This window comes from Lysinibacillus sp. FSL K6-4013 (assembly GCF_038630435.1).
Classification (GTDB): domain Bacteria; phylum Bacillota; class Bacilli; order Bacillales_A; family Planococcaceae; genus Lysinibacillus; species Lysinibacillus boronitolerans.
Genome location: NZ_CP152031.1, coordinates 677,684 through 696,335, shown reverse-complemented (window position 1 = coordinate 696,335; position 18,652 = coordinate 677,684). Strand labels below are relative to the sequence as shown.

Below are 18,652 nucleotides of genomic sequence, written 5' to 3'. Positions count from 1 at the left end.
TAAGGAGTAGAAGAATAAATGTTATTTATTTAGATTTCCATATCATCTCTACCCATTCAGGATGATCGATAAATGGATTGCGATTGCCTTGGACTTCATAAATTCTATTGTTTCTTTGTTTTTCATAATTATCGACAGGGTCTTGCTTGTGCCACTGTAAAAGAACTGAAAGTTTACCGTGATAAGGAGCGGTACCGTTATTGACCTTCTCATTTAATTCAAGATTTACTTTATCTCCTGCTTCATAACGCGTTGCCATATAAAATAACATTCGTGCAACGTCACCTTTTACCCGATTAGGCGGTTCAAATGAATCTGAATCTTTCAAACAACCATTACAACCTGCTACAGGACTTCCGCCATTGTCAAAGTCTAAATTTCCTCTAGAGCTATTGACTTGCACATCAGTAGGACGTAAATGATGGATATCTGTACCTGGCCCATTACTAGTTCCAAAATTCCCATGCGATTTCGCCCAAGTATGCTCTCGGTTCCAGTTCCCTACATTCCCACCGCTGTTTGTCTTAGAACTGGATTTTCCAGAATAAAATAAGATGACATTACTCGAATTATTTGGATCTTCATCAGTATATTTTATGGCATCCCAAACATTACTATAAGAAAGTACTTTTTGCTTAGAGATAATATCATGTAGTGCATTTTTTAATGCCTGTCCTTCTTTATTCAATGCACCTGCATAATAATCATTCGATGTGGATACTGTCACACTGAAATTTGTAGTAACGCTACTTCTACCATCTGATGCTGTAACCCCAACAATATGACTACCCTCTTTTAAATTAAGTGTTAGTATCTTTCCGTTTATAGAGCCTTTTGTAGAAGTAAAAGTAAGGTCATCACCATCCGGGTCAGAAAAGTGATCTGTTAAATCAAGCTGAATTTCCTCTCCAGCAGTCACCGTTTTATTTGTAATAGGCTTTTTAATGATAGGTTGCTTGTTTTCAGAAGGTAAAGAAGGATCCACAATGGGACCCCCTTTTGAATCAGTAAATTTAATTTTCTCTGGAACTGCACCATTGATATATTTTATTGATTGGATATCAATATTATCAGCCCCCCTAATTTCGCTCACATTTGAACCGTCAATTGTGATAGATTTCATAGCATTGCCTTTTAAATCAATAATTGCGCCAGCATTTTCAGGATTTATTGTCACATCTGTTGTCTTAAATCCTTCACCATGTAATTCAGCATAGTTGCCTTTAAAGAGAATACCCTTTGTAATAACAGATTGAGCATCTAAATGTACTGCCACACTTGGTTTTGTAATCGTCAAATTATCTGTTTTAAAGATCTTAAAATTATAGACCTTTTCAGCTTGGATTGGTTCAACACTTGAGTCATTTTTCAAATCAATTTGAACCATCACTGGATCATGGTCGCTCGCACGACCTGCCATATCTGTAAAGTCTGCATTGATATGCAGAATATCAATCTCTGTTTTATTTACTAAATTATTCGATACCAAAATGTGGTCTAATACTTGTGAATTCCCTTGGAACAAGTATGTGTAGCGATCAGCTGGGTCTACTTTATTAATCATATTCGTCATTAATTGACCTTCATGGGTTCTTAAAGCATCTGTAAACTGAAAATCGTTAAAATCACCTACTGATACAATGTTGGCGTTCGGATTTTTCTTTTTAATATCCTCTACAAAATTATAAACAATTTGAGCGATTTTTTTGCGTTGTACTTCACTTTCATACACAGGAGGCTGCACTTGACCAAATAACGGTGTATCGCCAGATTTTGAATTCCAGTGGTTAACAATCGCAATTACATCTTCACCTTGGAACGTAAATTGTGCTGCTAATGGTTTACGACTGCTAATAAATGCTGCATTTGTTGGATCAATACGTCCTGGATTAAGCGTTAATTTTCCATCCTGATAATCCACAGCTGTTGTAGCATTCCCAGCTTGGATACCATCTGGTAATGCTACACGTGCAGGGTTGTAAAGGAAACCAACACGGATATTGGCATCTGGCGCTCCACCATCTGAATTATTCACCGGGTCTATATTTAAGTATTTATACTTAGGGCCACCTGCTGTCTTAATTGCATTAATTAAACGTTGATAGCTTTGATCTGCCTTGGAATCACCACTCTCTGAACCATTATTATCCTGCACTTCTGTTACACCGATAATATCAGGGCTTTTCATATCTTGCACGAAAGCTCTAGCTAATTTACGAGCTTTATCTTCCGATGTTTCTTTCGTATTATTCGAGAAGTTCTCAAGGTTATAAGACGCAATCGTTAATTTCTTATCATCCTTTGTAATCGTTGTTGTTTCAGGCTTTGTATTTCCTTTTTGATGTTTTGCCTTCATATAATCATAATCGACATAAACTTTATAGTTTTGGAAACCGTAGTTCACAACACCTTGAATTGGGCCTGTAAAGTTATCTCCTGTGGCAACTTCAAAGTTTCTAGCTTCATTATTGTCAAATAATTTAAACTGTATTCGGTCAGGGTTTGCTGATTGCTCTGTTAATTTCACGCCTCCGTGAATGGTATCAGTCTGTCTATCCTCAAGCACAGTAATTAAATCGCCATGTTCCTGTGGAGAAACAGCTTTTACTGACCCTACTTCTACAAACATTCCTTCTAAGCTCTCCCAGAAATCAATAGCATCTTCATCTGGATCAAACTCTGCAAAGCCATCATTATCAATTACATTTGCTGGAAGGTTTTTTGTATCAATTGTTACAGCGTCTGGAAGGGCTACATTTTCTTCTACTACTGTAATAATACCACCACGGTCATTTCTCGCATTAATTTGCGTTACAGACAAATCAGTCTCTTTCTTCGAATCATTATAACCGTCAATCCAGAATTCATCTACAGTACCTGACACCTTTACAAAATTACCTTTTTTCGCTACAACCTGATTTCCTGTATAAACAATAATCCCTTCGGATGTCTTTGGGTTATCATCCTTTAAATTATCTGGTGTCTGCATATGGAAGTAATTTCCACTCCCGATTTTATATGTGTATGTCACAATCCCTTGAATATCCTCTACTGCATTTCCTACAAGAGGTGACTTATGACCTTCTCCTTGAATATCATGAATTTGTAAACTATCGGTAATATTATAGTCGAATGTAGAAACTTCACTTAATGTTCCATCTTGTGCCTTTACTATCGCTTTAATTGTTGTACTTTCACTAATTGTAATCGGACCTTCATATTTTGTACTATTTATAGTTGGCTGTGTGCCATCTAATGTATAAAAAATTTCCGCTCCAGCGGTTGTAGCAGTAAGGTTAATAGTTTGTGCTCCTACGTATGTTCCTCCCGATGGAGAAGCAATTGCTGGTTGTAATGTTGTACTGTCTAAAACAATATCAGCCTCTCCACGTGGAATAATTTGATAGTCATTATCAAATTGCTGAACAATCCCTGTTATAGACTCATAATTTGTATCTACTAATAAACCTAGATCTGCTCTTTCATCACGAACTAAAAACGTTTTACCAGAAGTATCTGTTGCTTTATAGTTTTTCCATCCTGCTCCTTCTGAATCAAGCGTGAGTATAATGCCTTCAACGGTAACAAGTTGAGATTCATTGATTTCAGTAACCTCATCACCAGTAATCGTTTTCGATTTAGGGACACCGATATTGGAGCCTTTTGCAACAATTGAAGCACTATCTAATTGACGAAGTCCCCTGAAGTCTGCCGATTTTCCAGTTAATGTTACTTCGTCCCCTAATTGTGCGTCTAAGCTAGTTGGGCGAACAGCAATTCCTCCTGTTTCATCCTGCACAGAAATAGTATTTTTCAGCTTTGCTGCAACGACACCTTTAATCGTTACTGTTTCACCGATTTCTTTAGCTCTTGCACTAGCAATGGAACTAATAGCTTCTTCCCCCATTACTATATAGGTGAACGTTTTTACCTCACTGTTATCCATTCCATCCGCAACTGCCATTGCTTTAATAGTTGTTGTTTGCTCTATTACAATTGGTTCAGAATAAATAGGACTGTCCACAGTCGGTTCTGTACCATTTGTTGTGTAATGAATTTTTGCACCTTCAGTTGTGGAAGATAATGCTATGCTTGTACCTGCGGAAACTGTTCCAGGAGCTTGGGAAGCTGTTACAGCATCTGCTTTAGGCTCTTCCGGCTGCCCTGGTTCTCCTGTATCCATTGTGTGGGATCCCAAATACTCAAATGTATCTACCGGATAATTATCCCATTCATTTGAATAATTGAAGGGATCATTAATTATTGCGTCCCCGGATTGAATGTTACTTTTTCTAACAAGAGTAATATTCTCCATAGTTTTTATATTGTGACCAACTTGTCCAATAGAATCAATTATATTTTCTGATTTTTTCAGTACTATAGCATCATCTCCATTAAAATTGGTTACACTTGACGATGATATACCACCTTTTGATTTTATGCTGTCATCAGCACCACTATTATAAATAATAATTGTTTCACCGTGTGCTAAACTACCTGTTAATTTTTGTGTATTCCCTGCAGTAGTACTTCCATTTGAATATAACTCCAAAGTATAATGACTCAAATCAATTGTTTCGCCTGTACCATTATAAAGCTCAATCGCTTTATTAAGCCCTGATCCTTCAATATACTCTGAAATAATCAAATCCGTTGCCAACCCAGCAGCATTTGCATTTGCCGGCACTGCTATACTTGCTACTAAACTTGTTGCTAGCATGGCATTTAATGATTTTTTCCATTTCCTATTCGACATTCTCTTTTTTCCCCTTTTTAATTATTTGCTATAGAAAAGACCTTCTCCTTATACGAAGAAGGTCTCTTTTATTAAAGAACCGTTTCTCCTGCTACTTCAATGCCGTCGAAGTTGACAATATCACCTTCTAGATCAGTTAATATTAAATTCCCCGACACTTTTATATTAGAAAGAGTTAGTTCTTCTCCAGCTGTTCCAGATAACACTAAGTCACCTTTAATTTCTGCGTTTTTTAATTCGGAGACATCTGAAATATCTACACGAATATTTCCATCAAAAACTTTTGGTGCCTCTTCTGTACCATTGAAATCTTCAGGTGCAACTTCTTCTGTTTGACTAGACGCTACATCTATAACACGTCCTTCAATAGAACTTGGTAAAGTTTGTAACGCTTTTAGATGATCTCTAAAGTTTTCCCAATCTAATAATCCAAGATCTGTTGCGCGACCTTCATCATAGGCCTTTCTGAACATATCAAAGCCGTCTCCACCTTGAGCTGTAAACGCATTTGTTGCAACTGTGTAAGTCTTAGTATCATTAATTTCAACATAGTTGCCTGACTCATCTTTATACTTAATGGATACAACACGTTGATTTGCCGGTTTAGAGGAATCAAATTCCACTTTCGCTCCAGCTACATGCAAGAATCCTCCATTTTCTTTTGGATACAGACTGAAGCTGTGCTCAAATGCGGCTTTTAATTCTGCACCCGTAACATCCATCACTGCTAATGTGTTACCAAACGGTAATACTTCAATTACTTCACCTACAGTAATCGGTCCATCATTAATAGCTGCTCGAATACCTCCACCATTTTGAAGTGCCATCACAACATCTTTACCAGTAAATGATTTTGCCTTTTCAAGCATCCCATCTGTAATCAAATTACCTAGTAAGGTTTCATTTTTACGTACACTTGGTTTCGTATCATCACCATCAGTACGAGGGTTATCTAAAACTACATTTGCCGAAACACCAATTTCTTCTGTAGCTACTAGATCCACTTTTTCTTTAAATGGCGCTAAAACATTTTTTGCATCTTCATCTTCTGCTAATTTACCAATCGGAATCAGCTTACCTTCATTTTTTACCACTACTCCATTTTTATCGAACTCTACATCTATTGTTCCTACAAATTCGTTATTCGCTTTTGCTTGTACTATAACTGTCGGTGTTTGATTATTTACCACCACTGGAGCTTTTAACTCTGTATGTGAGTGACCACCAACAATAATATCAATGCCTTCTACCTCTTTAGCTAAAGTTAAATCATTATCAATTGCCGCATTATCATCATAGCCAATATGTGTGAGGGCAATGATTTTGTCGACTCCTTGTCCTTCAAAAGCTTCAACCGCTTTTTTAGCTTCAGCTATATAATTGTCAAATTTAACATTACCAGGGCTCGAAATATCAATTGTTTCTGCAGTTGTTAAACCGAAAATACCGATTTTTTCACCGTTTACCTCTTTAATAACGCCGTTATAAATTTTCCCCTTTTCAGGTTCACTTGAAATTAAATCCGAGAATAAGCCTGTAAACTTTTCATCTCCTGAAAAATCAACATTTGAGCTAATAAACGGGAAATTCGCTCCTTTAATGAAATCAACTAATGCCTGATGGCCTTCTGGTGTTGAACCTAAATCAAACTCATGGTTACCAAACGTCATCGCATCATATTTCATTAAATTCATTATTGCTAAATCAGCTTGTCCCTTAAATTCATTGAAATACAATGTACCAGAGAATACATCACCCGCATGTAATAATAAGGCCTCTGGTTTTTCATCTCTTACTTGCTTTACAGCTGTTACTGTTTTTGCAGCATTTGCTAGACTTGCATGTGTGTCATTCATATGCATCAATGACAACTTAAAATTCTTATCGCTATTCCCGTCTTATACTGCTTCTCTGCAGCTTTCGGTTCGGGCCTACACCGTACAGGCGACTTTCATCGCATACGGCGTGCCGTCAATAATATTCTTAAAACTTACTTCCCCATATATAATATGAAACCATATATATATTAATGCTATATTAGTGGTAATTTATTTATATGTAAATCAATGTAAATCATATAATTATTATTACATAAGAGTAAATAATAGGTTGTATGCACTATAACTATTGTTGTTGAGCTATTTTTCTATTTACTCGTTTGGTTTTTTATCATATTGGTAACCAAATAATATTTTCTTAATGTAAATTTAATAAGTAAAAGCAAACAAAAATATCAATTTAATTTATATTTTTGCCTAAATAAAATATAAAAAAATCAATAGTGTTGCATTGATTTCTTCCTTTCCAAAAAATAGCTATTCATACTCCGCATAGTAATATTTTCTTACCTATCAATCTACTCATGCCTTCCATAAAAAGTTGTAATTCTTTCATCCTCTAAACCACCTATAACTTTCACCCATTCTTTGATGTATGTACAAATCAAATGATCCAAATCATCAATACCTATTCCTCTACACGGCTTTCCATACTAGTTAAATATTCAGGTGAAGGTATTTGAATGTCATATGATGGACGATTGTGATTACATGTTCTTTTTCCCACGGATTGCCTCTTAGGAATACTTTCAGAAATGAATAAGTTCAAATGACTACAGTTTAGTCATTTGAACTTATTCAAGGATATAATGTACATTTGATTTCCATACATTTCAGTTGTAAATTAACCTATTTATTGTTTCAATAAAAAAAGCCCTACAGAGATTTCTCTCCATAGAGCTACTTTGGCGTCCCATCAGTGGACTGGTTACTTAAAACCTTGACATCTCAAATCATTCAAAAAAGTCGGCTTTATTCACACCATCAATTATTATGTTTCCTATAGGTGTCGTTGATGTTATATTAAATTGCGTTGCATTTACTTTTTCTGCTTTTGCCTTTACTCCAGCGTTTGTTAAACGATTATTAATGGTATTAACAATGGCATCCATTGTAGCAAAGTTGGAAGTCAATTGAATCGTTGCAGTTGCTGTTCCATCACTAATTGTGAATGATTTGTTTTTAGATGTATCCGAATCTATACTTTGTGCCGAGGATTGTTCAAAAAAGTATGACCAATCTCGCCCTACTAACTCAAATGATGAAGCAGCACCTGGCTGGAATGCACTGATTTGGAATGTATCATCGAATCCAAATGCTGCAATTGGACGATTCATCAGTGCTGTAGATCCACCTTTGTCAACATAGTATTGTTGAATATGACTCTCTACAACACTACCCATCGCTGCACCTTTCGGGAATTCAGTTGATAGCTTCCAATCAACATAAATTGGAAGCTATCTCCGTTAATCTTAATTGTAAACTCTTTTCGATTTCCATTAAAATCATTTACTGTAACAGGTTTACTAACAAGTTTCGCTTGTGTTGCCTGCACAGTTGGAAAATCAAGATTCGTTATCGGTTTACTCGTCATACTTACAGGAAGTGCTGAAGCAATTGTTGTTACTGTAAATATACCTGTTTTTGTCATTTGTCCATCTTTTTGCACTTGAACTGTAACTGTAATCGTTCCCCCAGCTGCAACGCCTGTTACTTTTATTGTTCCATTTGAATCATTTGTTACAGTAACTACAGCGTTCGTTATATCACTAGATATAAGAACCAGTGTCTCACCATTTTCCAATGTTAGACGATTACTTGAATCTGTTGCAGTATCTTCAATTGTTACATTCACTAATCCTGTTAGTGCTACAACCTTACTATTTTCAAAAGTATCTACTAAAATCTTGAATGTTGCTTCTGCATCGGCTAATTGTTGTGCTGTTTTACTTGCAACGTTATCAACCTTTAATTGGGCTGCATCAATAGCATTTTTTAGTACGGCTTTGCTACCGACTGCATATTGACCAATCCCTGTACCTTCCATTGTATTCACATGAAGTATTGTTGCTTTTTCAATGGCTGAAATTAATGCTGTAGTATCGCCAGCTTTCACTTTACCATTCTCAAAAGCCAATATTGCTTGATTTAGGTTATCTTCCGCATCTACTAATTGTTGAGCTGTTTAATTTGCAGCATTATCAACTACTATCTGGGCAATATCAATAGCGTTTTTTAAGATCGATCTTGAACCCGTTTCATATTGTCCCACTTCAATTCCTTCTACTCCTTGTGTGTAGAGTTTATTTGCATTTACAAGTGCATTTTTCAATGCTGTTACATCAATGCTTTTCTCGCCTTATCCCTCTTTATCTCTTGTTTTTATAACGAGCTTTCACCGCATACGGCGATCCGTCAACGGTAACATTCCTTACTCATTTCCCCATTTAAATTATAGTTTATTCACTTTCGAAAATACAATATTCCTTCTGCTATTTTTTAAAAATTACGATTTATCTGCATATTAGGTTTACCCCCTTTAGCCAATCACAACACCAAAATATTACATACATATATCTTTATAATCAAATCATATTTTTCGTACCCAAAAAAGTGTGTTCATATTAAACAGTTGACTTAGTGCTTGCACTATAGCATTCAATATATTACTTTGGACAATGAAAACAGTTGATTAAGTACATGAATGTTATATAGCATCGTTTTCTCTCGAATTAACTTCACCTTTACCTGAACAATATCAACTCGTTTTTCTGGTACTTCTTTTAGACGTTCCTCTTTCATGACATCTCCTCCTGAAAAACAACAAAAAGTCCTAACACCTCCAAAGATGTTAGGACTTATTCTAATAATATAATCTATATTTATCTTTGACTTCTTCGGCCACAAAAGTAAAACTCATGAACAGGAAATCTTTTAAAGATGAACTCTTCTAGATGTACAACCAATAGTTCTATACTAGCAACACTCCCTAATTATTTATATCAATGATTGTATCAGTATCTAGATTAAAAGATATTTTAATACTGCTACTATTAGGATTTTCACTGTTTTCAGTGTATGTCACAACAAGCGTATTATTATCAACCTTTATAGAACCATCTGTATAAATTGTATCTATTTTATTTGTAAAGAAATATTTATAATTAGCTACATTATTTACGATAGTAATAACTTCGCCTTTACATAATGTTGTAGAAACCCCATTATGTTCTAAATCATAAGTTATATGATAGACACCGTTAAGTTGCTCAATAGTTAATATTTTTGCAACACCATAAATATTCATTGGAGATATGATTTTCTTATTCACTAACTCATTTAATACTTGTTCAATCGTGCTATTCTCGTCTTATACACTTTTATGCTTTCAATCGAGCCTACACCATACAGGCAGCTTTCACTGCATACGGCGTTCCGTCAGCCACTAAATTTCTTACTTATTTCCCCATTTAAATTATAATCTAGTTATTACATAAAGTATAATAATTTTCTTTTTATTCCTTTTTGATTTGTTTGATTTATTAATTGACTTACTTTTTAGCCAACCGCAACGACCCAATACAATATCTACATAAGCTAAATGCACATAAAGAAAAGCCCCACGCAAGATTTGGGACTGAACCCCATTAGTGAGACAGTCTCAAAAAAGCATCACCCAACCAGTTTCCGATAATTAATTGGAGACTGGTTGTTTAATTTCAATTGAATACGAGTATTGTTATAATAATTTATATAATCTCTTACGGTTTGATCTACAATGGCCATTGTAGTTCGAGTTAATCCGTCGAGATAAAACGTTTCTGCTTTGAGTGTCGCATGAAACGATTCAATTGGGGCATTATCAGCGGGCGTTCCTTTACGGGACATGCTCATGATAATGCCCTTTGCTTTGATTGCTTTTTGATACGCTGCTGAAGTATAAACTGACCCCTGATCGCTGTGTAAAAGACAACCTTGCGGTAAAACAGGTAATTGCTGAAGTGTATCTAACACAAGATTTACATTTTGAGTATCAGAAATCGTATAAGCAATAATTTCACCATTAAATAAATCGAGTATACTAGATAGATATAACGTTTTCCCGCCAAAAGGTAAGTAGGTAATATCTGTAACGAGTTTCTCAAAGCGCTTTTGTGATGTAAATTCACGATTCATCAGATTATTAGCCCGTAAGGTGGTTGTCCTGTTTGTTTACGTTTTTTAACTTTCACACGACATTGCCAACCATACTTTTGCATTATACGTTGCACAGCCTTATGGTTCACAACCCGATCTTGTCTTAAGATAGCTGTGATTTTTCGATAACCATAACGATATTTATTTGCTTTACAAAGTTCCCCAACGCTTTTCTCTAATTGGTACGCCCCTTGAATCCGTTTGGATTCTTGACGCCATCTATAATACGTAGATCGAGGGACATTCAATATTGCACATAGTTCTTGAACAGTTACTTGTTCTTTTAATTTTTCAATTATCTCCACAATTACTTGTCCAACCACTTCCTTTCCAATTCGGCGTACTTTTTTAAAACTTCAATTCGTTGCTTTAAAAATTTATTTCTATCTCCAACTGTTCGATAGCTGAAAGATCATCTGGACCTTTCCCAAAAGTATATTGCTTTCCCACAGGTTGTTTGAAACGATGTATTTCACCATTCTTATACCAACGTGTCCATGTTTCTATTTGAGTGTCATTACGAATATTTAATTCTGCTAATATCACCTTTGTAGGAATACCCTGTAACTTCATTTCAACTGCTTTTAATTTTACTTCTTGCGGATAACTCACTCTCGTTCCCATAAAAATAAGCACCTCCAATAGATATTAGGATACATTACCCTAAATTCAATTGAAGATGCTTTTTTGTTTTGTGTAACCCGAAGGGGTCAGTTCATTTCTCTCACATAGGACTCTCCCTCTCTAACCTCACTCATTGTATCTTTATAAATTGTATTGTATTGTATTGTATTGTATTATCAGAATTGTTTGTGCACCCGATACACTGTATTCATCGATGATAAGCAAAGGGAATTTCTAACTGTTTAACAACCTTTATACTAACATCACTTTGACCATGAACAATATTATTATCGTCTTTCCAGATTAATTTAAACTGATATTCACCTGTTAATGCTTTGAATTTAATATAATTTGTTTTAAGCACTTGCTTCCCACCAATAAGCTTTTCGTCAGACAACTCATTTCTATTACTATGGGGCTCCATAATATCATCAGAGATACTAAAAGTTGACTTCCATAAATCGTAGCCACGTACGTACTTTGGTATAATACTACTTTTTAAACTCTCTTCCCCAACATAAGTACTTGCAACTGGGAAGTAAACTCCAGGAATATTTTTTGTATCAGCATCCTTTAACACTAGAGCACCATCAATATAGATATCAACCTTTGTTGCATTTTTTATTTTGTCAGATTTTGGCTTTAAGAATTTTATTTCCTCATATAGTTTACTTATATCCATATCACCCTTTAATGATAGGGATAGTGTATAGAGTCCCTCACCTGCACTATTCCCCTCATTATTCACGAAAAAACCATCTTCATCTAATGAGTGATTGGCATCTACATATATTGTAAATGTATTATCTTTAAACACTGGAGAATTATAGTCAAAATATGTTTCTAAAGCATAAGAAAATGATGCACCATCAATATCCACTTGCGAAACGCTATTCTCGTCTTATACCATTCGTTCCCAAATGACTTTTGATCCGAGCCTACACCGTACAAGCGACTTTCACCGCATACGGCGTGCCGTCAGCATTTTAACTTATTTCCCCATTTCAATTATATAATATTTTGGAGGTTTTTTAAATCCCAATATTCAGACATTTCAACACAACTTTATACCTAATTTAACAAAATACTATTAAACGACTAATTCTTGTATAGACCATTTTATTTATATATATTTATTATATTACCTGAACTTTATTTACCTATTTTTCAAATCACCTAAAATAGTACCGAGAAGTGGACACAATCAAACCACACGAGCTTAATTGATTGTGTCTAAAATGCTCACGATCCATATCTACAAAAAAACGATGCTTAATTTCATAAGCATTTTGTGTGAGGAACGAATATGGTGATTTTGATACAGCATGGATTTTTCCAGCACCCCATCCACTATCTGAATCCTCTTTTCAGATATTTTCTTTTGTTTCTCTTCCATATGAACTCATGCTTATATTATAAAAAGCCCTTCACTCCTGCTGGAATGAAAGGCGTCATTCTGTTACTTCTTAATAAGATTAAATTTCAAAAGTGAGTTGTTACGTAAATTTATTAATACAAGAACTAAACACTAAAAAGAAAAGCCATACTAAGATTTCTCTCGCATAGGACTCTCCCTCTTATTTTGTCCAGATGCTTTCTTTTGTTGGGACATCTTAAGCAATAAAGCTTACTTCAATACCATTTATTGTTAGGTTTACTGTTTTAATAGAACTATTTTTATTTTTTACTACATCTGAAACTAAGGTAACAGATGTCTCACCTTCAGTTTTCCAATTGCTACCTTTAGCATTTCCGTTCCATACATAATCCTTACCATCAAACGTAATCTTTTTAACAGTAGTACCCTGATCCGCTCTGTGTAATGCACCTAAATGTATCTTCAGTAGGTAATATACTTTGATTATTGATAGGTGCTAATTTTTCATCAAATCCAGCCGGAAATAAATATAAAAAGTACTTTTTCTTCCCGTCAGATTTCAATTTTACTTCCTTATTACTTTTCGGATTTGTTCCTGTAACATTTAATACTGCCTTTGATGCATTTTCCGGAGCAGTAATTTCTATATCTACCCATGGTGTAGTAATTCCTTCTAATTCATATGAATATAATACAGAATATTTAGAAACAAAGCGAGCTTCTGTTTTATCCCTAAAATTGATAGTAAAAGCATTTAGGTGGTCCTCAAGAGGAATATTCTTGTAAGTATCTGCCGAGCCAATCCAATAAAGACAGCCAGTTGGTATATTGAAAATATTATTGCTATTCTCACCTTATGTCTTATAATGAGCCTTCACCATGCATGTGACTTTCATCGCACACAGCAATCCTTCAGCGGTAAAATATCTTACCTATTTCCCCAATTAAATTTATTCTATAAAATACATTTTTTTCATTAGAATTTACTTACGCAATGTCTATACGCTTTGCGGATACACAATTTTTTCCTTCAAAAATTAAAAATGCAATTTACTCTATGATGGGATGAATGGTACTACTGATTATTAGGATATATAGTTAAGAGTTCATTTATTCGGTTCTAGTATTTTTTTCAAACTTACTTGGGTGGTAATTAAGTAATACAATACACCTCTAATTGTCCTTCATCAAGTAAAAATCAACTCAGAGCAATTTAAAGAATCATTACTGATTGAAATAATAATTCACCAAGGTGTAATAGTTCCCGGAAAGTAAAATAATTTTTTTAGCACAACTACTCATTTGTACTTATTAATTATCAAAATAATTTCGTCTAACAATAGCTAATACTACTTAAAAGATTTGAAGAGCTTTTTCCTAATTTTGGCATAAATTTCAAGTAAAAAAATTCAGTAACTAATCGTGGGTAATGGTATGTGGTTGATACCCTATTAGAAAAGTATTGCAAATTAAATTTTCCTCACTTTTCCAATAATATACTCACCAAATGGCAACAACGATATTAATTTTATAATGATAATGCTTATACATAAACTAATAATAAACAACATAGCGACTCGAAGTGGCAGAGTATTAAATAAATCAACTACATAAGGCGCTAGATATCTTTGTACTTGCCAATGTAATAAATAAATTCCCAATGAATATCTACTTATCAAGTTAATTATTCCATTATTTGGGATATAATAACCAAATGCTAAAATAAAGGCTGTTACTGCAATACTTAAAGGTAAAATATGTAACTCTCTTGATGATGGCCAATTATTCCCATGCTCAAATGAAAGCCAAACCAATAATATAGCACTAAACAATAAAGCTACTGTCCACCATTTATATTTCACTAGTTGATTTGCAATAACTTCATAGTTCTTTCCTATATAATATGCTATAGCAAAATAAGCTACCCAAGCTAGAAAAGGTAATTTTAAGAAATATAATCTTTCATTTATCCAAGGAGTATTTAAATCTAACCAATACAGATAGACATACATAATGACTATACTAAGAGGTAAAAATATTAAATTAGAGACTTGAAACCTCGTTGTTAAATAAAATAAAAAGTAAAACTGAAAAATAATTAAAATAAAGTAACCTTCATAGTCTCCAAAAATTAAATTTTTATATAGTTTTTCCTCAAGCACTACATTTGAATATAAATCCCAAGATACAAATGCATCAATCACACCAAATACTAGAAATGGTACGAATATATATTTAAAACGCTTACTCCAAAAACCTTTTCTTAATCCATCTGGATATTTATATACCAAAATTAAAATAGAGATAATTATAAATGTTGGAGTAGCGTAACATAACAATATTCTAAAAAATTGATAAGAACTATTTAGTTCTGGCATTCCTACAACTGCACCTATTCTAGTCGTACTATGAAGAAATACTATACTCAGACAAGCTACTGCTCTTAATAAATTCCATTCCTTGATCAAATTATTCCTTCTTTCATTACATATCATAAGATATAAATAATTTATTATTTTTTCTGATTCTACCTCAAATCTTAGAGTTGGTTGCCCAATATCTGATTGTGAAATCAAATGGAAATACACCGATCATAAAGTAAAAAAACAGGAATAAACCCCAAATATAAATTTATAGCAAATTTCATAGAAAAAGAACTTGGCGAATTTACGGCTATGAACCATTTTAAAGTGTGATACAATTTGTCATTGAGAATTAAAACTCGATATTGAATTTGTTTAAGAACCAATCATCATCGTATTTTCGCTTGCTAAAATACAATGCTCTTTGTTCTAATACACTATCTTTAATATTGTCTTCTACAAATTGATTCGTTAATTGTTGACTTCTAACAAATTTCTTACATTTTTCAATACGCTCTTCACTAAAGTGACTATATGCTAATCTAATCATGTTGTAATCTGAAAAGTTAGCGTTCATTTGATAAGGGAATACTTTCCTAAAAATGTGTAATATTTGAACGCTCGGTTCCACCGAACATTTGTATCCAAATAACCACATACGAATCGAAAACTCAATATCTTCAAATCCCCATACCCTAAAACGCTTTTCAAATCCTCCTACAGCAAAGAAAATCTCTCTACTAATAGCAAAACATCCACCAGATAATATTGCTGTATCAGACAGCTCAGTTCTAACTCCATTCCACTTGGCTCTAAAATTTGTCATATTGAGCGTTTGTCCATATCCTTTAACTTTAGGATTATCATGTGGTGAAATAATAGGTGTAACTGCATTAGTTAAATTATTTTCTAACGGCTTTATCATTTTATCTAACCAATAATCCTCAAAAAATAAATGTGCATCACAAAAAATGAGGTATTTCCCTTTAGTAGCCTCTGCACCTACATTTCTAGCTTGTGAAGATCCAATACCATTGGCCTTAATATACTTAATCGGAACTGTTGATTTAAAATCTTTTAAAAAATCACAGCAACCATCTTCACTATTATCATCAACAATTATTACTTCATAACTTCTATTTGTCTTAGTACTAATTAGCGAATTCAAAGTATTTAGAACATTATTCCCTTCATTCTTCACTGGGAAAATAATCGATATTAAATCCTCCATTACGTATACCACCTCTGCTTTTTTATTAAAGTTTTACTTAAAATTTTTATAATTTATAGCTTCACTTTCATTTGGTACTTAATTACATAACACATTACTCACAACTTACACACAAAAGAGTATCTAACTGTATATAACAGATTAGACACTCTTCAAATTAAAAACTAAATTACTTATACTTAATTATTCAGCCTTCTTCTTAGTAATAATACTTTCAAAAATTTGAGTTAATGAAGTATATCCTTCTAAATCAGCAATTTCACTCCAATAATCATTAAATGTAGCATTAATCACAATACCACTTGCATCCTTTAATGCTAGAGCATTCGTTGGATTAATATCATAAATAATACCGCTACTTACATTTGAAGTATACTCTGATATTGAAAGTTCTTGTTCATTTCCTTCTGCGTCTGTTACAACAATTTTAGATACATAATTATTTAAAACCTCTTGAGCATCTTCTTCTGTTGGTGCATCTGTTGGCGCATCTGTTGGTGCATCTGTTGGTGCATCTGTTGGTGCATCTGTTGGCGCATCTGTTGGTGCATCTGTTGGTGCATCTGTTGGCGCATCTGTTGGCGCATCTGTTGGTGCATCTGTTGGTGCATCTGTTGGTGCATCTGTTGGTGCATCTGTTGGTGCATCTGTTGGTGCATCTGTTGGTGCATCTGTTGGTGCATCTGTTGGTGCATCTGTTGGTGCATCTGTTGGTGCATCTGTTGGTGCATCTGTTGGTGCATCTGTTGGTGCATCTGTTGGCGCATCTGTTGGTGCATCTGTTGGCGCATCTGTTGGTGCATCTGTTGGTGCATCTGTTGGTGCATCTGTTGGTGCATCTGTTGGCGCATCTGTTGGTGCATCTGTTGGTGCATCTGTTGGCGCATCTGTTGGCGCATCTGTTGGCGCATCTGTTGGTGCATCTGTTGGTGCATCTGTTGGTGCATCTGTTGGCGCATCTGTTGGTGCATCTGTTGGCGCATCTGTTGGTGCATCTGTTGGTGCATCTGTTGGCGCATCTGTTGGCGCATCTGTTGGTGCATCTGTTGGTGCATCTGTTGGTGCATCTGTTGGTGCATCTGTTGGTGCATCTGTTGGTGCATCTGTTGGTGCATCTGTTGGTGCATCTGTTGGTGCATCTGTTGGTGCATCTGTTGGTGCATCTGTTGGTGCATCTGCCATAATTAATTCATTACTGTTGTCACTTAATTTTAAGATCTTTTCAATCCCATTTTCCACATCTAACAATTTTAATGAAGTGAAATTATTATTCGAATCTACACTAACTTTTACTGTTAAAGTAATTTCTTGAGCTGATAATTCACCCTGAACTTCTTCTTCATTATTTAAATTAAAATTCGTATCACTTTTTAAACGTTTATTTAATGCAGAAAGTGCTTGGTCAAAAGCTGAAGTTTCTTCAGCATTTACAATTGCAGCTGGTACAATTGCTGATGTTGCCAATAATGTGGCTAGTGTTGCTTTAGTAGTACGATTTAAAAAATTTTTGCTCAACTTATTCACCTCATAATTTTTCTTTCTATACCAGATATTCAATTTTAAAAAAGAGAATACAGCATTTTGAAGACTCATAATGTGTATTCTCTTTAATTTCGTTATACGAATATTACCTCTTAAGAATTACCAAATTACTTAGCTTTAATTGTACCTGCTTTTACTGCATCTTCACTTGTTACATTTGCAATACGCACGTAATAACGGTCTGCAATTGAAGCGTGAGGATAAATCGAATATTCACTATTACCAATTACAAATACATAATCATTTGTTACTGTTTTACCTGCTGTAGGTTGTGATACTAAGTCAGTCTTATTGAAACCTAAAATATATCCACCAAATGCTGTATCTTTATTAATGTTATAAGCAGTTAATACATTATCAATTTCAGATTTGCTATTCTCACCTTATGTCTTATAGTGAGCCTACACCATGCAAGCGACTTTCATCGCACACGGCGTTCCATCAATAGTAAGTAATACTTTTTATACCCAAATTCATAAGTAATGTTTCACACGAAAATATACCTATCAATTAGGTGAAAATAGAAACCAATCATTATAGAATGATTGGCCCTATGAAATTGTAAGCTTAAATTTGGGGAAATAAGCTTTTATAGAATTCTACTACTGACTGGGTTCCTTCGCTCCTGCTAGTTTTACCCTTCTCATATGTTACCATACAAGTCCAAACGGCTAGCCATCAACACTACTATGAACCCGCTGCCATCTTTATAGTCTCACTGAT

General features: G+C 34.4%; 10 protein-coding genes and 1 pseudogene. All 11 read right to left on the bottom strand.

The genetic code is table 11. The features are described from left to right. Positions 1 to 25: 25 nt before the first annotated feature. Positions 26 to 4,756 (bottom strand): endonuclease, encoded by a 4,731-nt coding sequence (locus MHB39_RS03335; protein ID WP_342545840.1) that lies wholly within the window; start codon positions 4,754 to 4,756, stop codon positions 26 to 28. A gap of 71 nt (positions 4,757 to 4,827) precedes the next feature. After that, entirely contained in the window at positions 4,828 to 6,618 is a 1,791-nt protein-coding gene (locus tag MHB39_RS03330) for a 5'-nucleotidase C-terminal domain-containing protein (protein ID WP_342545839.1), read from the bottom strand. A gap of 929 nt (positions 6,619 to 7,547) precedes the next feature. Then, entirely contained in the window at positions 7,548 to 7,997 is a 450-nt protein-coding gene (locus MHB39_RS03325) for a hypothetical protein (protein ID WP_342545838.1), read from the bottom strand. Then, on the bottom strand, positions 7,982 to 8,710 hold the full coding sequence (locus MHB39_RS03320; protein WP_342545837.1) for a hypothetical protein: 729 nt from the start codon (positions 8,708 to 8,710) through the stop codon (positions 7,982 to 7,984). The genes MHB39_RS03325 and MHB39_RS03320 overlap by 16 nt, the downstream gene beginning before the upstream one ends. A 542-nt stretch (positions 8,711 to 9,252) precedes the next feature. Next, positions 9,253 to 9,396, bottom strand: coding sequence for a hypothetical protein (locus MHB39_RS03315; protein WP_342545836.1), 144 nt, complete (start codon positions 9,394 to 9,396; stop codon positions 9,253 to 9,255). Between the two features lie 187 nt (positions 9,397 to 9,583). Further along, positions 9,584 to 9,925 (bottom strand): hypothetical protein, encoded by a 342-nt coding sequence (locus MHB39_RS03310; protein ID WP_342545834.1) that lies wholly within the window; start codon positions 9,923 to 9,925, stop codon positions 9,584 to 9,586. 341 nt (positions 9,926 to 10,266) lie between these two features. Beyond that, positions 10,267 to 11,415: pseudogene (locus tag MHB39_RS03305) on the bottom strand (IS3 family transposase). Positions 11,416 to 11,623: 208 nt separating this feature from the next. Next, a complete protein-coding gene (locus tag MHB39_RS03300; protein ID WP_342545833.1) occupies positions 11,624 to 12,295 on the bottom strand; it encodes a hypothetical protein in 672 nt (223 codons plus the stop codon). 1,967 nt (positions 12,296 to 14,262) lie between these two features. Next, positions 14,263 to 15,369 carry an acyltransferase family protein gene (locus tag MHB39_RS03295; RefSeq protein ID WP_342545832.1) on the bottom strand — a complete coding sequence of 369 codons (1,107 nt, stop codon included), beginning with the start codon at positions 15,367 to 15,369 and terminating at the stop codon, positions 14,263 to 14,265. A 139-nt stretch (positions 15,370 to 15,508) separates the two neighbouring features. After that, positions 15,509 to 16,387 (bottom strand): glycosyltransferase, encoded by an 879-nt coding sequence (locus MHB39_RS03290; RefSeq protein WP_342545831.1) that lies wholly within the window; start codon positions 16,385 to 16,387, stop codon positions 15,509 to 15,511. 183 nt (positions 16,388 to 16,570) lie between these two features. Beyond that, positions 16,571 to 17,902, bottom strand: coding sequence for a hypothetical protein (locus tag MHB39_RS03285; RefSeq protein ID WP_342545830.1), 1,332 nt, complete (start codon positions 17,900 to 17,902; stop codon positions 16,571 to 16,573). Between the last annotated feature and the right edge of the window lie 750 nt (positions 17,903 to 18,652).